The sequence below is a fragment of the Pseudomonas sp. TZ252 genome (genome assembly GCF_056110345.1).
This window is the reverse complement of the sequence record NZ_CM148566.1, coordinates 2,685,160-2,701,329: the sequence shown is the minus strand read 5'-3', so window position 1 is coordinate 2,701,329 and position 16,170 is coordinate 2,685,160. Positions and strand designations below refer to the sequence as shown.

Below are 16,170 nucleotides of genomic sequence, written 5' to 3'. Positions count from 1 at the left end.
GCGCTTTCCCTTCCTCTACTGGAGTTTCGGCAACCCCAGCGCGCCGCGCAGCTCCTCGCGCACCGCGGCGAAGTCGGCGGCCACCGCCGGATCGGCCAGCAGGCTCGCCACCAGCGCCGCGGCGGCGGTCTGCCCGCCTTCCAGGTCGCTGGGGAAGTGCACGCCGGCCAGCACCCGGCTCTGCGCATGCTCCTCGGCGCGGGCGAAGAACGCATCGTGATGCTCCGGCACCAGCATGCTCAGCAGCGAGGCCTTGAAGTAGCTGTCCATGGTGTGGCCGCTGGGATAGGACTCCCCCTCCGGCGGCGGCAGCACCGGCTTCACCTTCGGTGTCACTTCGTAGGGACGCGGGCGGGCGAAGTGCTTCTTCGCCGGCATCAGCACCTCGACCAGGTTTTCCTGGGCGCGGTTGAAGAAGCTCCGGGTCAGCGGCAGGCGTTCCTTGTCGAACGAGGCGCCCAGCAGGTCGCCGGCGAAGGGGAAGACGTTGTCCTCCCACTGGTCGTGGGCGCGTACCCGGCGTACCTGTTCGGGCGTGCGCAGGCGTTGCGCCTCCAGCACCGCGCCGAGATCGGCGACGGCCGCAGCCGAGTCCGCCGCCGGCGGCGGCGGAAGGTAGTCGGCCAGGCGCGGTGGGTGGGCCAGCGGATAGGGCGCGGCGGCGGTCTCCCCGAGACAAGACAGCGGCGCGAGCAGCGAAAGGCAGAGCAAGAGCGAAGGGCATAGGGTCTTGTTGTTCATGAAGCGTATTCCCTGAGGCGAGGTTGCATCGGGAGCCGAGGCTCCCACCCACGGCCGTTGCGGATGACGGCCGACGCCACACTCTCCGTCGGTGACTTCCGAAATGCTTGACCCGGCCTGCCGTTGCACATGCCAGTCCCTGCCAATGGCAGGCCCCGTCAAAAGCCGAGGCAGGGAAACACAAGCGGCCTGCGGAGCGACTTCCGAGACTGCGCCCACCTGGCACTCAGGTGGGAGAAAACAATAAATGCAAAATCTCAGACGCGCTGTATTCGCCGGCCTGGTCGCCGGCACGCTTTCCGAAGGGGCGGCCGCGACGGCCGGGGATGGGGGCTTCGTCGAGGACAGCGAACTGCAGTTCCTCGCTCGCACCTACTACTTCAACCGCGACTACCGCGACAGCCCGAACAACGCCGGGCGCAACCGCTTCAAGCCCAGGAGCGAGCGCAACGGCTACCGCGAGGAAGCCACCCAGGGCCTGCGCCTCCAGTTCGCCTCCGGCTACACGCCGGGCAGCCTCGGCTTCGGCCTCGACGCCCATGCCATGCTCGGCCTGCAACTGGACAGCGGCGGCGGCCGCACCGGCACCGGCAACCTGCCGGTCGGCGCCGACGGCCATCCCGACCATCGCTACGGCAAGGTCGGTGGCGCCCTCAGGCTACGCCACGGCGAAACCCGCCTGAAGTACGGCCAGACCACCACCAGCGCGCCGGTGTTCGCCGCCAGCAGCAACCGCACGCTGGCCGGCATGGCCTACGGCCTGCTGCTGGAGGACCGCTCGTTCGACGGGCTGCTGCTCGAGGGTGGGCGCTTCACCGCCGCCTCCGGCCCCGGCGAATCCAAGGTCCGCGGCGACATCAGCACCGTCTACGGACGCCTCGGCGCCTATCCGGTGCGCCTCGACGCGGTCGGCTTCCTCGGCGGTCAATGGCAGGCCACGGAGCGGCTGCAACTGTCGCTCTACGCCTCGCGCTTCGACGACATCTGGCAGCAGGCCTATTTCGGCGCCAGCCATCGCCAGCCGCTGGGCGGGGAGCGCGCGCTGCGGGTCGACCTCGACGCCTACCGCACCCGCGACAGCGGCCAGAGCCGCTTCGGCCGCATCGACACCCTGGCCAGCTCCCTGGCCCTGGGCTACGAACAGGGGCCGCAGCGCATCACCCTGGCCTACCAGCGTGTCCATGGCGAGCAGCCGTTCGACTACATGGCCTTCGGCGACGGGCGCTCCAGCGCGTCCATGGTACTGGCCAACTCGGTGGGCTACTCCGACTTCAACGGACCGGGCGAGCGTTCCTGGCAATTACGCTATGACCTGGACCTCGGCGCGCTCGGCCTGCCTGGGCTCAGCCTGCATGCGCTGCATGCCCGCGGCCGTGCCGGGGCCAGCGCCAGCAGTGCCGCCGAGAGCATCTACGCCGGACTCTACGGGCGTGACGGGCGGCACCGGGAAAACGACCTCGGCTTCGCCTATCGGGTCAAGGCGGGCCCCCTCGCCGGCCTCGCGCTGCGCGCCTCGCAGGCCTGGCACCGGGGCAACGCGAGCTATCTCGACGGCGACATCGACGAAACCCGGCTGGTCGTCGATTACTCCCGCTCGATCTGGTGACGCCCCGGGCCGCCCCGCGGGGCGGCCCGGATCGTCTTCACGCGCGCGGCAGCAACTGGATGAACAAAGGCGTGGAGAGCAGCACCAGCAGCGTGGTGATCAGCACCATGCCTGCCACTTCGTTCACCGGTCCGTCGTAACGCTTGGCCAACAGGTAGGTGAGCACCGCGGTCGGCATCCCGCACTGGATGGCGAAGGTACCCGCCGCCACCGCCTCCATGCCCAGGCCGGCAGCGATCCCATAGCCGACCGCGAAACCGCCCCAGACCCGCACCAGAGACAGCAGCAACGGCCGCCAGGTCTCGTGCAGGCGCAGACCGGCCAGCGACAGGCCGAGCATCACCAGCATCAGCGGCACGGTAATCCCGCCCAGCAGGCGGGTCACATCGCGCAACGGCGGCGGCAGGCTCCAGCCCAGGGCGATCAGGCCCAGCGCCACGGCCAGGGCATAGATCATCGGGTTGCGCAGGATGCTCGCCGGGGTGATATCGCCCGAAGCGAACCAGACGCCGAGCGTCGCGTGGCCCACCTGGATCAGGGTGGAGAACGCCACCGCATACACCAGCGCCTCCTCGCCGAAGGCCAGGTAGGCGATGGGGATGCCCATGTTCCCGGAGTTCGGCAGCATGATCGACGGCAGGTAGCGCCGCACTGGCATCCGCAGCAGGCGCAGAGCGACCAGGCCCAGCAGGGCGAACGCCAGCACCGCCAGCGCGGTGGCGAGGAACACCCCGGCCACCATGCCAATGGACAGGCCGGGGCGGTCCAGCGACGACAGCAGCAGGCAGGGAAAGCCGACGTTGGCCACCAGGAACACCAGCGCGCGGGTATCCACCGGCCCGGCGGAACGGCTCCAGGCGAAACCGATCCCGGTGCAGATCAGGATCGGCAGCACCACCGCGACGAACTGTGCGATCACAACCCCACCTTGAAGCCCAGTTCCAGCTCCGCCCGCAGGCGGCCGTGGCCGTCGAAGTTGAGCCGGCGCATCTCGCGCAGTTCGTTGGCGCAGAAGGCGGTGCGCCCGTGCAACACCGCGGTGTTGTCGAGCACCAGGATTTCCCCCGGTTCGAGCTTGATCCGCAGTTGGCAGGCCGGATCCTCGAGCGCCGCCACCAGTTCGGCGAAGGCCTCCACCGCCACAGGGTGCTCGACCACCTCGGCCGCCCCGTCGTTCTGCCGGAACTTGATGCCCAGCGCCTCGCCGTTCAGGCGGAACACCGGCTGGGTGCTGCTCTGGTGCTTGCGCACGATGGTCAGGGCGTCGCCGCGCAGCAGGCCGAGATGCTTGGTCGGCATGCGCCGGCGCAGGCGCTCGAAGGCCAGTCCGGCGCTGGCCAGCAGGGTCTCCCCGCCCTCCCGGGCGTTGCGCACGCATTGCAGGCTGCACAATTGCTCCGGGGTGTCGAGGAAAGCGCCGTCGGTGTGCAGCTTGTGCTCCAGCGGCGTGGAGCCGAGGTAGCCGCTGACATACCGCGCATTGCTGATCGGCACGATGCCGTCGGCGTCGGCGCGCGGGTGGGGGGCGGCGCGGCCGAACAACTCCTTGAGCGCGAGAAGTTCCTGCCTGTCTTCGCCCTGTTCGCTGCGCAACAGCAGGAAACCAAACTCGTTGAGGGTCCGGATGATCGCCGATTGTTCCTGGCGGGATAACTTCACCAGCGTTCTCACCGAAACTTTCACGCGTTCGAGATCGAGTGTCGCGTCGAACAATTTGCTATCGAGATTCATATGACCGCTCTCCTCCGGAAGAAAATCAGGAATGCCGCCGACGCGCAGGGCGAGGCCCGGCGCTGGCGCCGCGCTGTCGTAGTGATGGGCAGGCTAGATGCGGGACGCGGCGGTTCGCCGCGAGATACTTGGAGTTGTTTCCGGGGAGGGTCGGGAGAATTGTCGGAAGGGAAAACTGGAAGAATTGGCAGTGCCGATTTTGTATCTGAATATATGGGGCGATTAACGAACGAAATGATCGCGGAATAACCTGCGGATTACCCGCGTGAAACTTTCATGACGCGATATACGCAGAATCCCCGACCAACGGCTGGATACTTCGCTCGATCCAGTCATTGGTTGGGTCGGTGCAAGAATCTCGAAACATATTACAAATTGCTACGAAACGGCGCCGCCTCGGCCGTCCCCGGCTCGGCGTCACTCCGCCGCTTGCGCCACGGCCTTGGCCTTCGCCAGCTTGCCGGCCGCTTCCAGCAGTTCCGGCGCGGCCCACTGCTCGGCGCTGAATTCGCGACGGATCAGGCCGAAACGCTTGGCCGCCTGGATCGAAGCATCCAGCCGGCCAAGGAAGTCGGCGTCCAGGCGCGGCGACAGGGCGTCGCCCAGCTTGCGGCCACGGTACTCGCTCTGCAGGATCACCACCGGGTAGCTGGCCTGCTTCGACACCAGTTCGATGTAGGCGTCGCGGTTCTCCTCGCGGGCCAGCCAGTCCTGGGCCTGCAACTGCACCTTGAGCAGCCGCTCGGTGATGTCCGGATGGGCATCGACGAAGGCTCCGGAGCCGACCAGCAGCGCCTGCAGGGTGCCGGCGCCGTCCAGGTCGCGGGTGCTCAGCGGAATTTCCGCGAGGCCGCGGTCGCGCAGGGCGAACAGCCCGGCCAGGCCCCAGGTGGCGTCGATCTGCCTGGCTGCGAGGGCGGACAGGGCGGCGCTGAAATCGAGGTTGATCACCTTCAGGTCCTTCTCGCTGAGACCGACGCTGGCCAGGGCATTGTCGAACGACAACTGGCTGGCGGTGCCACGGAAGATGCCTACGCGCTTGCCCTTGAGATCCTCCAGGGTCTTGATCCCGGAGCCCGGCTGCACGCCGAGATAGTGGTTGACCCCTCGCGCGGTAGCGGCCAGCAGGCGGCTGTCCAGGCCTCCGGACTTGCCGATGATCGCCGCCAGGTCGCCGAGGTAGGCGAAGTCCACCTGGCCGTTGGCGAACGCTTCGTTGACCACCGGGCCGGCGCCCTTGAAGAAGCTCCATTTCACCGTGATGCCGTCGTTGGCGAACTCCTTCTCCAGCAACTGGCGGGTGTAGAGCACGTCGACCACGCCGCCGCCCGAGTGCGAACTGCCGGCGCTGACGTCCGGCACCGCGATGCGGATTTCCTTCGGCGGAGCGGCGCTCGCCAGCGGCACGTAGGCACCGAGCAGGCCGGCGAGCACAGGCGCGGCGAACAGACCGAGCAGGGAAGACGTAAGCGCTTTCATGGGGCGGCTCCTTGGAACGGGAAGAGAGGGATTCCCGCCGGGAGCGGGTGTGCGGCTAGCTATGCACAGCGGCGCCTCGAAAATAAATAATAAAAATTCATTTTTTTATAACCACAAGCAGTATGACAGGCCGCACGGGCCTCTCCGCGTCATATGCAGCCAGAGCATGGAAAATATTCTCCAAATGCATTTGCCGCTGCCTGGGGCCTTTCTTTAAATGGCCCTTCTTAGCGAAAAAATGCATTTATTCGGCGATTTATATTCCCATGAAGAATATCGATAAAACCCTTTCGCCCGCCTGGAGCCGGCCCCTGCCGCGCCTGGCGCCGCCGCCCTCCGCGGCTTTCGCCCGGCGCCTGGGGGACGGCCTGCTGCCCTGGTTGCTGCCGCTCGGGCTGGCGCTGCTGTGGTGGGTCGCCAGCCATCGCCACTGGATGTCGGCCCAGGTGCTGCCAACTCCCGAGCTGGTCTGGCAGAGCGCCCGCGAGTTGCTCGCCGGCGAACTCTGGAGCGAATTGGCGATCAGCCTGCGGCGCCTGGCCTGGGGCCTGCTCGCCGGGGTCGCCAGCGGCGCCGCGCTAGGCGCCTGGCTAGGCTTCAGTCCGCGTGCCGAGCGCCTGGTCTTCCCCACCTTCAGCGCCCTCGCGCAAATCCCCACGCTGGCCTGGATCCCGCTGTTCATGCTGTTCTTCGGCATCGGCGAACTGCTCAAGCTGGTGGTGCTGGTGAAAGCGGTCGTGGTGCCGGTGACCATCCATACCCTGGTCGGCGTGCGCGACGCCCAGCCCAAGCTGCGCGAAGCCGCCGCAGTACTGCGCCTGCCGCCACGCCTGCTGGTCTGGCGGCTGATCCTGCCGGCGGCGCTGCCGGCCTTCCTCACCGGGCTGCGCCTGGCCCTGGCGCAGGGCTGGACCTCGCTGCTGGCGGTCGAGTTGCTGGCTTCCAGCGAGGGTATCGGCTACCTGATGGTGCAGGGCCGGCAACTGTTCATGCTCGACATCGTGTTCGTCTGCATCCTCATCATCGGCCTGGTCGGGGTGGGCATGGACCGCGCCATCCAGTGGCTCGACCGCCGCCTGCTGCACTGGCCGCAAGCCGCCACCGGCGAATTCCGCCGGCGCCCGCCGGGACGCGGCTGGCAGCGCCTGCAGGTGTGGCTGCCGCCGCTGGCGCTGCTGCTCCTGTGGCAGTCGGCGAGCAGCGCCGAATGGGTCGATCCGGCGATCCTCGCCAGCCCTCTGGAAGTGGCGCGGGCGACCTGGAGCGGAGCGCTCGACGGCAGCCTCCCAGGCGCCCTGTTCGACAGCCTGAAGCGCACGCTCGGCGGGCTCCTGCTGGGCGGCGGCCTGGGTTTCCTCGGCGGCCTGCTGCTCGGCCTGTGGCGCCCGGCGGAACGCTTCTTCGGCCCCACTTTCGCGGCACTGCGGCAGGTGGCGATCTTCGCCTGGGTACCGCTGCTCACCGCCTGGTTCGGCCTGGGCGAACCGGCCAAGCTGACGTTCGTCGCAATCGCCGCCTTCTTCCCGCTGCTGCTGGCCACCCAGCGCGGCATCGCCAGCCTGCCGCCGAGCCTCGGCGAGGCGGCCCGGGTGCTGCGCCTGGGTCCCTGGCGACGGCTGCTCCGGCTGGTCCTGCCGGGTGCCGCCCCGTCGGTGTTCGCCGGCCTGCGCCTGGCGCTGATCTACGCCTGGCTGGGAACCATCGGCGCCGAGTACTTCATGCCCTCCGACGGCGGCATCGGCAGCCTGATGATCGGCGCCCAGCAATTGTTCCGCATGGACCTGATCGGCGCCGGCATGCTCCTGGTCGGCCTCACCGGCGCCCTGCTCAATGCCCTCGGCCAACGCATCGAAGCGCGCGCCACGCGCTGGAGACACGCATGAACGCATTCGCCGCGCCCGCCACGGGCACCCCGCTGGTCAGCTTCCGCCAGGTGCGCAAGCACTTCGCCGTGGACGGCCGGCGACTGGAAGCGATCCAGCAGTTCGACCTGGAGATCGGCGAGGGCGAGTTCATCGCCATCGTCGGCGCCAGTGGCTGCGGCAAGTCGACCCTGCTGCGCCTGCTGATCGGCCTGGACCGCGACTACGACGGCGAGATCCGCGTCGACGGCCGGCCAATCGCCGGCATCGGCGGCGAACGCGGCATCGTGTTCCAGGAGCACCGCCTGTTCCCCTGGCTGACGGTGCAGCAGAACGTCGCCCTCGGCCTGGTCAACGAAGCCCTTGGCGAAACCGACAAGGCGGCGCGGATCGACGAATACATCCGCCTGGTCGGCCTGCACGGCTTCGAGCGTGCCTACCCGCACCAGTTGTCCGGCGGCATGGCCCAGCGCGTGGCGATCGCCCGTGGCCTGGTGGCCAGCCCGCGCCTGCTGCTGCTCGACGAGCCGTTCAGCGCCCTCGACGCACTGACCCGCCAGCAGTTGCAGGAAGAGTTGCTGGCGATCCGCCGGCGCACCCGTATCACCACCCTGCTGGTCACCCACGACGTCGAGGAGGCGCTCTACCTGGCCGACCGGGTGGTGGTGATGGAGCCGCGTCCGGGGCGGATCAGGCGGGTGGTCGAGGTGGGCCTGGCGCATCCGCGCGAGCGCGGTGGCTTCGACTTCCTGCGCCAGCGCGAAGCGCTGCTGCACGAACTGACCGCCGACGGCGAGTACGTCGCGCCGCCGCCGCGACGGGTGGAAAACCTGCCCTTCGAATTCATCGCTTGCTGAAAAGCCCCTTGCCCTGGCCCTTTCCCCTGCGGGAAGGGCGGGGGCGAGGGCCCCACCTTCTCCTCCCATCCAGACGAGACCCGCGCATGAGCAAACGCCCCAACTTCCTGGTGATCGTCGCCGACGACCTGGGCTTCTCCGATATCGGCGCCTTCGGCGGCGAGATCGCCACGCCGAACCTCGACGCCCTGGCCATCGCCGGCCTGCGCCTGACCGACTTCCACACCGCCTCGACCTGCTCGCCGACCCGCTCGATGCTGCTCACCGGCACCGACCACCACATCGCCGGGATCGGCACCATGGCCGAGGCGCTGACCCCGGAACTGGAAGGCAAGCCGGGTTACGAAGGGCATCTCAACGAGCGCGTGGTGGCGCTGCCGGAGCTGCTCCGCGAGGCCGGCTACCAGACCCTCATGGCCGGCAAGTGGCACCTCGGTCTGAAGCCGGAACAGACGCCCCATGCACGCGGTTTCGAGCGTTCCTTCTCGCTGCTGCCGGGCGCCGCCAACCACTATGGTTTCGAGCCGCCCTACGACGAAAGCACTCCGCGCATCCTCAAGGGTACGCCAGCGCTCTACGTGGAAGACGAGCGCTACCTCGACACACTGCCGGAGGGCTTCTATTCCTCCGACGCCTTCGGCGACAAGCTGCTGCAATACCTCAAGGAGCGCGACCAGAGCCGGCCGTTCTTCGCCTACCTGCCGTTCTCCGCGCCGCACTGGCCGCTGCAAGCGCCGCGGGAGATCGTCGAGAAGTACCGCGGTCGCTACGACGCCGGTCCAGAAGCGCTGCGCCAGGAACGCCTGGCCCGGCTCAAGGAGCTGGGCCTGGTGGAAGCGGACGTCGAAGCCCATCCGGTGCTCGCCCTGACCCGCGAGTGGGAGGCCCTGGAGGACGAGGAACGGGCTAAGTCGGCGCGGGCGATGGAGGTCTATGCGGCGATGGTCGAGCGCATGGACTGGAACATCGGCAGGGTCGTGGACTACCTGCGCCGGCAGGGCGAGCTGGACAACACCTTCGTCCTGTTCATGTCCGACAACGGCGCCGAAGGCGCCCTGCTGGAGGCGTTCCCGAAATTCGGCCCGGACCTGCTGGGCTTTCTCGACCGGCACTACGACAACAGCCTGGAAAACATCGGCCGCGCCAATTCCTACGTCTGGTATGGCCCGCGCTGGGCCCAGGCGGCCACCGCACCATCGCGCCTGTACAAGGCATTCACCACCCAGGGCGGGATTCGCGTGCCAGCGCTGGTGCGCTACCCGCGGCTAAGCCGGCAGGGTGCGATCAGCCATGCCTTCGCCACGGTGATGGACGTCACCCCGACCCTCCTCGACCTCGCCGGTGTCCGCCACCCAGGCAAGCGCTGGCGCGGCCGCGAGATCGCCGAGCCGCGCGGCAGGTCTTGGCTGGGTTGGCTTTCCGGCGAGACCGAGGCGGCCCACGACGAGAACACCGTGACCGGCTGGGAGCTGTTCGGCATGCGTGCGATCCGCCAGGGCGACTGGAAGGCGGTGTACCTGCCGGCCCCGGTGGGCCCGGCCACCTGGCAGCTCTACGACCTGGCCCGCGACCCGGGCGAGATCCACGACCTCGCTGACAGCCAGCCGGGCAAGCTGGCGGAGCTGATCGAGCATTGGAAGCGATACGTCAGCGAGACCGGTGTCGTAGAGGGGGCTTCGCCTTTCCTGGTGCGATAAGCGGAACCTCTCCCCTCGCCCTCTCCCTTCAGGAGGGAACGTCTGGCCAGAAGGTCGGGGAGAGGGGCTACTTCGCCGGGTGGAACGAGGCGACCCGGGTCAGGCCGAGAAACCGCCATCGATGGTCAGGCTGGCCCCGGTGATGTAGGCCGCTTCCGGCCCGGCCAGGTAGGCGACGAAGCTGGCGATTTCCTCGCTGCGGGCGTAGCGCGGCAGCGCCATCAGGCCCTTGAGGGCCTCGGCGAAGTCGCCGTCGTCCGGGTTCATGTCGGTATCCACCGGACCCGGCTGCACGTTGTTCACCGTGATCCCGCGCGGGCCGAGGTCGCGGGCCAGGCCCTTGGTCAGGCCGACCAGCGCCGACTTGCTCATCGCGTAGGTGGCGCCGCCGGCGAACGGCATGCGTTCGGCATTGGTGCTGCCGATGCTGATCACCCGCCCGCCGTCGCCCATGTGCTTGACCGCCGCCTGGGTGGCGACGAAGACGCTGCGCACGTTGATCGCCAGGGTCCGCTCGAAGTCGGCCAGCGGCAGCTCTTCCACCGAACCGAGGGCGAGGACGGCGGCATTGTTGACCAGGATGTCGATGCGTCCGAAGCGAGCCGCCGCTTCGTCGACGGCGGCGACGAGCGCCGCCGCGTCGGCGCTATCGGCATGCAGGGCCAGGATGCTGGCTCCGGCGCCTTCGAGTTCGGCCGCCAGGGCCCGGGACTTGTCCGCCGAGCTGACGTAGGTGAAGGCGACGCTGGCGCCTTCGGCGGCCAGCCGGCGAACGATGGCGGCGCCGATGCCGCGGGAACCGCCCTGGACGAAGGCGACTTTGCCGGCGAGGGATGCAGAGGATACGGACATGGAAATCTCCATCGGAGTGGATAGACAGGCCCCGAGTTTCCGTCGTCCATTGCAGACCTGGTAGCGGGTAATCGCTATATTCAGCCGATACCAATGGTTTATGCGGGCCCTTTCCCATGGAAACCCTCAGCAACATCCAGTGCTTCGTCCGCAGCGCCGAGGCCGGTAGCTTCGCCGAGGCCGCCAGGCGCCTGGGCCTGACGCCGGCCGGGGTGGGCAAGAACGTCGCCCGCCTGGAAAGCAACCTCGGCGTGCGCCTGTTCCAGCGCAGCACCCGGCGCCTGACCCTGACCGAAGCCGGGGAGCGTTTCCTGCAAGAGGTCGGCGGCAGCCTGGAGGGCATCCAGACCGCTCTCGCCAACGTCTCCAGCGTCGGCAACCAACCCAGCGGCACGTTGAAGGTCAGCATGGGGCTGGCCTTCGGCCGCGACTACATCCTGCCGCTGCTCGGCGAGTTCCTCGAACGCTATCCCGACATCGTGCCCGACTGGCATTTCGACAATCGCCAGGTGGACCTCATCGGCGAAGGCTTCGACGCCGCCATCGGCGGTGGTTTCGAACTGCCGCCCGGGGTGGTGGCGCGCAACCTGACGCCGGGCCACCTGATCCTCCTCGCCTCGCCCGCCTACCTCCGCGACAAGCCGCCAATCCGCCATCCAGGCGACCTGGGCGGCTTCGACGGGATCCGCATCCGCTCGCCGCAGACCGGCCGCGTGCGCTCCTGGCCGCTGCGCCGGCGCAACGGCGAGGAGGCGCCGATCGAGCTGCGCGAACGCATGACCATGAGCGACCCGGAAGCCACCTGCGAGGTCGCCGCCATGGGCCTGGGCATCACCCTGGTATGCATGCAGCACGCCTATGCCTACCTGGAGTCCGGCGCCCTGGTGCGGGTCCTGCCGGACTGGTACGTCGACGCCGGCAACACCAGCCTCTACTACGCGGCGAACAAGCTGCTACCGGCCAAGACCCGGGTCTTCGTCGACTTCGTCGTCGACTACTTCCGCCGCCAGGACCTGGCCCGGCGCTTCTCCGCCTTCCCAACCGGCTAGCGCCAGCCATCCGTCGCCTCGGCAAACGGGAAAAGGCCCTGGCACCGGCCTCGCCGGAAAAACGGCAGTTTGACATTACCGATTGGGACTCTAGTTTTAGAAAACGCCGCCGACGAGCTTGGAAGGCGTCTTCCGCACGGTCCCGAGGGACCGCCTGGAAGCCCTGCTCCGATCCGGCACATGGAGTGCAGCATGCGCGAGTCCCTCGGTGTTTCGTTACCATCCCGGCCCCTGCTGCTGAAGCTGGGCCTGCTTTCCCTACCCTGGGCGTTGTGCGCCGGGCTGCATGCCGTCGGCCTCGGCGTCTGGCTGGTCCTGGCGCTCGGTTGGTTCGCCAGCCTGGCCATGCTCGTCCTCCTCCTGCGCGCCCCTCGGCAAGCGGTAGCGAATGCCAACCCGCAGGCGGATGCCGCTTCGCCGGCCTGGAGCGCGGCGCAACGGGCGCTCGCCGACGAAACCGCGCAACTGGACGGTCACGCCCGGCAGATCGACGAACTGCTGCATTCGGCGATCCGCCAGCTCAGCGACAGCTTCCACGGCCTCGCCGAACGCATCGATACCCAGCGCGGCCTGTCCCATTCGCTGATCGAGCGCTACGACGGGCGCGGCCAGGTCGACGAAGGCATCAACTTCCAGGACTTCGTCAGGACCACCCAGCAGACCCTCAGCCTGTTCGTCGAGGCTACCCTGGAAACCAGCCGGACCTCGCAGCAACTGGTGGAACGCATGGACCAGGTGCGCCTGAAGATCACCGAGATCCTGCAGTCGACCCAGGACATGGACGCCATCGCCAAGCAGACCAACCTGCTCGCCCTCAACGCCGCCATCGAGGCCGCCCGAGCCGGCGAGAGCGGCCGCGGCTTCGCCGTGGTCGCCGATGAAGTGCGCGCGCTGTCGACCCGCTCCACGGAGTTTTCCGCCGCCATCCGCAAGCACGTCGACGTGGTCCACCACGAGATCCAGGACGCCGAGAGCGCGATCTCGCAACTGGCCGACAAGGACATGTCCTTCGCCCTCGATTCCAAGCACAAGATCCAGGGCATGCTCGATGACCTGGAGGCGATGAACCGGCACACCCTGAAGGTCATCCACGAACTGGACCGGCTCTCGCTGGAAGTCGGCCAGGGCGTCGACGCGGCGGTCACCGCCCTGCAATTCCAGGACATGGGCAGCCAGTTGCTCGGCCAGATGCGCAAGCACCATGCGCGTCTTGGCGCTTTCGCTCTCGGCCTCGGCGCGCTGGAGGCGCGGCCGCGCCAGGAATGGCCCGAACGGGTCGCGCGGGAGGTCGAGGAACTGCGCCGGCCCTTGCCCAGCCCGGTGAGCCAGAACAGCGTCAACGTGGGCGAAGTGGAATTGTTCTGAGGGGTATCGATAGCCAATCCGTCTAACCGGATAACTATCCGACGAGAAACCGGCGCCAATAATTGAAATCCACCGGACATTGTCTTTACTGGAACTAGCAAAGGGCCATCAGAGCCCTCCGTCACAGCCACCTGGCACACACCACCTTCGCCGCCGAACTTGGCGCTGCGGTAGGGACACCGTGAGGACGCAAGACCATGGGCAAACCGATTCTGATCGTCGACGACTCGGCGTCTATCCGCCAGATGCTGAGCTTCACCCTGAAGTCCGCCGGCTACGAGGTGGACGAGGCCGCGGACGGCAAGGAAGGCCTCGGCAAGGCCCAGAGCAAGAGCTACAGCCTGGTGTTCACCGACCAGAACATGCCGAACATGGACGGCCTGTCGCTGATCCGCAGCCTGCGTAACCTGGCCGGCTACCGCAGCGTGCCGATCCTCATGCTGACCACCGAATCGAGCGACGCGATGAAGCAGCAGGGGCGTAGCGCCGGCGCCACCGGCTGGCTGGTGAAGCCGTTCGACCCGCCGAAACTGCTCGAAGTGACGCGCAAGGTCCTGCCCTGATTCCCGTTCCCCCGCGGGGGAGGTCCCATGCCCCAGGATATGAGCCAGTTTCTCCAGGTGTTCTTCGAGGAAACCGAGGAACACCTGGCCACCCTCGAACTCCTCCTGATCGGTCTCGACCTGGACCGGCCGGACAGCGAGACGCTGCACGGCATCTTCCGCGCCGCGCATTCGATCAAGGGTTCCAGCGGAATGTTCGGTTTCGACGACATCACCGCCGTCACCCACGAACTGGAGACCCTGCTCGACCGCATCCGCTGCGGCCAGATGCACCTGCGGCCGGACATGATCAGTTCCTTCCTCGAAGCCCGCGACGTGTTGCAGCGCCTGCTCGACGCCCATCGCAGCGGCAGTCCCGACCCCGGGGTGCCGTTGCTGGAGACGGTCGAGCGGCTGCGCGGCTGGCTGCGGGTGCCGGAGCAGGAAGCGGCGGAGGAAGGCTTCGGCCTGTTCGACGACGCGCCCGCCAGGGAAACCGCGGACGACGATGCCTTCGGCTTCTTCGACGAGGCGCCCGGCGCACCGGCCGCGAGCGAAGCGTTCGGCCTCTTCGATGAGGCACCGGGTTCCCCACCGGCGGAGGAACGCGCCTTCGGCCTGTTCGACGGCGCCCCCGGCAGCCCCGCCGCGCCCAGTGCGCCCGCGCAAGCCGTCGCCGCGACGGCCAGGGGCGCAGTCGCGCCAGTGCGTGGCGACGGCGAGTCCGGCTCGATCCGGGTCAGCGTGGAAAAGATCGACAGCCTGATCAACCTGGTCGGCGAACTGGTGATCACCCAGGCCATGCTCGGCCAGCTCGGCGAGCAGCTCGACCCGAGCCGCCACGAGCGCCTGCAGCACGCCCTGGCCCAGCTCGAACACAACACCCGCGACCTGCAGGAGTCGGTGATGTCGATCCGCATGCTGCCGATCAACTTCATCTTCAGCCGCTTCCCCAGGCTGGTGCGCGACACCGCCACGCGCCTGGGCAAGCAGGTCGAGCTGCACCTGCACGGCGAGCACACCGAACTGGACAAGAGCGTGATCGAGAAACTCAGCGATCCGCTCACCCACATCGTCCGCAACAGCATCGACCACGGCATCGAAACGCCCGCCGAACGCCTCGCCGCCGGCAAGCCGGCGAGCGGCACGGTGAAGCTCGCCGCCAGCCACCAGGGCGGCAGCGTGGTGGTGGAGGTTTCCGACGACGGTCGCGGCCTGTCGCGTCCGCGTATCCTCGCCAAGGCCCGCGAGCGCAACCTGCCGGTGCATGACGGGATGAGCGACGCCGAGGTCTGGCAACTGGTGTTCATGCCCGGCTTCTCCACCGCCGAGACGGTCACCGAGCTGTCCGGACGCGGCGTCGGCATGGACGTGGTGAAGCGCAACATCGGTGCCATGGGCGGGCGCATCGACATCGACTCGGCGCCCGGCATGGGCACTCGCATCGGCATCCGCCTGCCGCTGACCCTGGCGATCCTCGACGGCCTGATCGTCGCCGTCGAAGCGGTCAACTACGTGATTCCGCTGACCTACATCGTCGAGTCGCTGCAGGCGCGCAGCGACGACGTGCGCGGCCTCGGCGGCGAAGACAACGCGATGATCCGCGTACGCGGCGAGTACCTGCCGCTGTTCAGCCTGCACGAGCTGTTGCGCATCGGCGGCGAAGCGCCGGCGCCGGAGCAGGGCATCGTGGTGATCCTCGAGTCCGAGGGGCGCAGCTTCGCCCTGCAGGTGGACGAACTGGTCGGCCAGCAGCAGGTGGTGATCAAGAGCCTGGAACAGAATTTCCGCCGCGTGGAGGGTATCGCCGGCGCCACCATCATGGGCGACGGCAGCGTCGCCCTGATTCTCGACGTCGATGCGCTGCCACGCCTGGCGGCGCGGGAGGACACCGCCGATGAACGGCACTGAGGCAAGCCAGGCGAACGGCCCGGCGCAGGAATACCTGACCTTCACCCTGGGCCGCGAGGAGTACGCCATCGACATCCTCCGCGTGCAGGAGATCCGCGGCTACGACCAGGTCACCGCGATCGCCAACGCGCCGCCCTTCATCAAGGGCGTGATCAACCTGCGCGGGGCGATCGTGCCGATCGTCGACCTGCGCATCAAGTTCCACCTCGCCGAGGTCACCTACGACCCGTTCACCGTGGTGATCATCCTCAACATCGGCCGGCGCATCGTCGGCGTGGTGGTGGACTCGGTATCCGACGTGATCGCACTGGGCGGCGACGCGATCAGGCCGCCGCCGGAGTTCGGCGCCAGCTTCGACACCGAATACCTGCTCGGCCTGGCCACCGCGGGCGAGCGCATGTTGATCCTGGTGGACATCGAGAGACTGATGACCAGCCGCGAAATGGCGCTGGTCGACGAAGCCGCGGCCTGAGCGGCG

At 68.1% G+C, this 16,170-nt stretch carries 14 protein-coding genes; 9 read left to right on the top strand and 5 right to left on the bottom strand.

Annotation, left to right across the window (positions count from 1 at the left end; all coding sequences use genetic code 11):
• Positions 1-15: 15 nt before the first annotated feature.
• Positions 16-741: an acid phosphatase gene (locus tag ACYAF3_RS12410; RefSeq protein ID WP_003083962.1), complete on the bottom strand. Its 726-nt coding sequence runs from the start codon at positions 739-741 to the stop codon at positions 16-18.
• Between the two features lie 247 nt (positions 742-988).
• Between ACYAF3_RS12410 and ACYAF3_RS12405 the strand changes: the two genes are divergently transcribed.
• Positions 989-2,347 carry an OprD family porin gene (locus ACYAF3_RS12405; RefSeq protein WP_003118595.1) on the top strand — a complete coding sequence of 453 codons (1,359 nt, stop codon included), beginning with the start codon at positions 989-991 and terminating at the stop codon, positions 2,345-2,347.
• A 37-nt stretch (positions 2,348-2,384) separates the two neighbouring features.
• Here ACYAF3_RS12405 and ACYAF3_RS12400 read toward each other — a convergent pair whose 3' ends face one another.
• The 3 genes from ACYAF3_RS12400 to ACYAF3_RS12390 all read right to left on the bottom strand — a co-directional run bounded on the left by ACYAF3_RS12400 (position 2,385) and on the right by ACYAF3_RS12390 (position 5,557).
• Complete coding sequence (locus ACYAF3_RS12400; protein WP_003107192.1) at positions 2,385-3,266, bottom strand: AEC family transporter; 882 nt, start codon at positions 3,264-3,266, stop codon at positions 2,385-2,387.
• A complete protein-coding gene (locus tag ACYAF3_RS12395; RefSeq protein WP_003107194.1) occupies positions 3,263-4,078 on the bottom strand; it encodes a TauD/TfdA family dioxygenase in 816 nt (271 codons plus the stop codon). The genes ACYAF3_RS12400 and ACYAF3_RS12395 overlap by 4 nt, the downstream gene beginning before the upstream one ends.
• Before the next feature lie 417 nt (positions 4,079-4,495).
• Positions 4,496-5,557 carry an ABC transporter substrate-binding protein gene (locus tag ACYAF3_RS12390; RefSeq protein ID WP_003107197.1) on the bottom strand — a complete coding sequence of 354 codons (1,062 nt, stop codon included), beginning with the start codon at positions 5,555-5,557 and terminating at the stop codon, positions 4,496-4,498.
• Between the two features lie 266 nt (positions 5,558-5,823).
• Here ACYAF3_RS12390 and ACYAF3_RS12385 point away from each other — a divergent pair, with 266 nt between their 5' ends.
• The 3 genes from ACYAF3_RS12385 (at position 5,824) to atsA (ending at position 9,973) form a co-directional block, all read left to right on the top strand.
• The gene (locus ACYAF3_RS12385; protein WP_003106694.1) at positions 5,824-7,440 is read left to right on the top strand and encodes an ABC transporter permease; all 1,617 of its coding nucleotides are present in this window, start codon (positions 5,824-5,826) and stop codon (positions 7,438-7,440) included.
• The gene (locus tag ACYAF3_RS12380; protein ID WP_003106693.1) at positions 7,437-8,276 is read left to right on the top strand and encodes an ABC transporter ATP-binding protein; all 840 of its coding nucleotides are present in this window, start codon (positions 7,437-7,439) and stop codon (positions 8,274-8,276) included. The genes ACYAF3_RS12385 and ACYAF3_RS12380 overlap by 4 nt, the downstream gene beginning before the upstream one ends.
• A gap of 86 nt (positions 8,277-8,362) precedes the next feature.
• On the top strand, positions 8,363-9,973 hold the full coding sequence (atsA, locus tag ACYAF3_RS12375; protein WP_003106692.1) for an arylsulfatase AtsA: 1,611 nt from the start codon (positions 8,363-8,365) through the stop codon (positions 9,971-9,973).
• A gap of 99 nt (positions 9,974-10,072) precedes the next feature.
• On the opposite strand, the gene ACYAF3_RS12370 is transcribed toward atsA, so the two are convergent.
• Positions 10,073-10,825, bottom strand: coding sequence for a 3-oxoacyl-ACP reductase family protein (locus ACYAF3_RS12370; protein ID WP_003106691.1), 753 nt, complete (start codon positions 10,823-10,825; stop codon positions 10,073-10,075).
• A 116-nt stretch (positions 10,826-10,941) separates the two neighbouring features.
• On the opposite strand from ACYAF3_RS12370, the gene ACYAF3_RS12365 reads away from it, so the two are divergent.
• The 5 genes from ACYAF3_RS12365 to ACYAF3_RS12345 all read left to right on the top strand — a co-directional run bounded on the left by ACYAF3_RS12365 (position 10,942) and on the right by ACYAF3_RS12345 (position 16,164).
• Positions 10,942-11,874 carry a LysR family transcriptional regulator gene (locus ACYAF3_RS12365; protein ID WP_003083951.1) on the top strand — a complete coding sequence of 311 codons (933 nt, stop codon included), beginning with the start codon at positions 10,942-10,944 and terminating at the stop codon, positions 11,872-11,874.
• Positions 11,875-12,054: 180 nt separating this feature from the next.
• Complete coding sequence (cttP, locus tag ACYAF3_RS12360) at positions 12,055-13,239, top strand: trichloroethylene chemotactic transducer CttP (protein WP_009875676.1); 1,185 nt, start codon at positions 12,055-12,057, stop codon at positions 13,237-13,239.
• Between the two features lie 197 nt (positions 13,240-13,436).
• A complete protein-coding gene (locus ACYAF3_RS12355) occupies positions 13,437-13,802 on the top strand; it encodes a response regulator (RefSeq protein WP_003083943.1) in 366 nt (121 codons plus the stop codon).
• Positions 13,803-13,829: 27 nt separating this feature from the next.
• On the top strand, positions 13,830-15,692 hold the full coding sequence (locus ACYAF3_RS12350) for a chemotaxis protein CheA (protein WP_128669673.1): 1,863 nt from the start codon (positions 13,830-13,832) through the stop codon (positions 15,690-15,692).
• On the top strand, positions 15,679-16,164 hold the full coding sequence (locus ACYAF3_RS12345; protein ID WP_003083938.1) for a chemotaxis protein CheW: 486 nt from the start codon (positions 15,679-15,681) through the stop codon (positions 16,162-16,164). Before ACYAF3_RS12350 ends, ACYAF3_RS12345 begins: the two co-directional genes overlap by 14 nt.
• Positions 16,165-16,170 lie beyond the last annotated feature (6 nt).

What these genes read in the sequence shown, in the direction of transcription:
- ACYAF3_RS12410 (WP_003083962.1), bottom strand. Translation starts at nt 741, where the DNA reads ATGAACAACAAGACCCTATGCCCTTCGCTCTTGCTCTGCCTTTCGCTG.
- ACYAF3_RS12405 (WP_003118595.1), top strand. Translation starts at nt 989, where the DNA reads ATGCAAAATCTCAGACGCGCTGTATTCGCCGGCCTGGTCGCCGGCACG.
- ACYAF3_RS12395 (WP_003107194.1), bottom strand. Translation starts at nt 4,078, where the DNA reads ATGAATCTCGATAGCAAATTGTTCGACGCGACACTCGATCTCGAACGC.
- ACYAF3_RS12390 (WP_003107197.1), bottom strand. Translation starts at nt 5,557, where the DNA reads ATGAAAGCGCTTACGTCTTCCCTGCTCGGTCTGTTCGCCGCGCCTGTG.
- ACYAF3_RS12385 (WP_003106694.1), top strand. Translation starts at nt 5,824, where the DNA reads ATGAAGAATATCGATAAAACCCTTTCGCCCGCCTGGAGCCGGCCCCTG.
- ACYAF3_RS12380 (WP_003106693.1), top strand. Translation starts at nt 7,437, where the DNA reads ATGAACGCATTCGCCGCGCCCGCCACGGGCACCCCGCTGGTCAGCTTC.
- atsA (WP_003106692.1), top strand. Translation starts at nt 8,363, where the DNA reads ATGAGCAAACGCCCCAACTTCCTGGTGATCGTCGCCGACGACCTGGGC.
- ACYAF3_RS12370 (WP_003106691.1), bottom strand. Translation starts at nt 10,825, where the DNA reads ATGTCCGTATCCTCTGCATCCCTCGCCGGCAAAGTCGCCTTCGTCCAG.
- ACYAF3_RS12365 (WP_003083951.1), top strand. Translation starts at nt 10,942, where the DNA reads ATGGAAACCCTCAGCAACATCCAGTGCTTCGTCCGCAGCGCCGAGGCC.
- cttP (WP_009875676.1), top strand. Translation starts at nt 12,055, where the DNA reads ATGGAGTGCAGCATGCGCGAGTCCCTCGGTGTTTCGTTACCATCCCGG.
- ACYAF3_RS12355 (WP_003083943.1), top strand. Translation starts at nt 13,437, where the DNA reads ATGGGCAAACCGATTCTGATCGTCGACGACTCGGCGTCTATCCGCCAG.
- ACYAF3_RS12350 (WP_128669673.1), top strand. Translation starts at nt 13,830, where the DNA reads ATGCCCCAGGATATGAGCCAGTTTCTCCAGGTGTTCTTCGAGGAAACC.
- ACYAF3_RS12345 (WP_003083938.1), top strand. Translation starts at nt 15,679, where the DNA reads ATGAACGGCACTGAGGCAAGCCAGGCGAACGGCCCGGCGCAGGAATAC.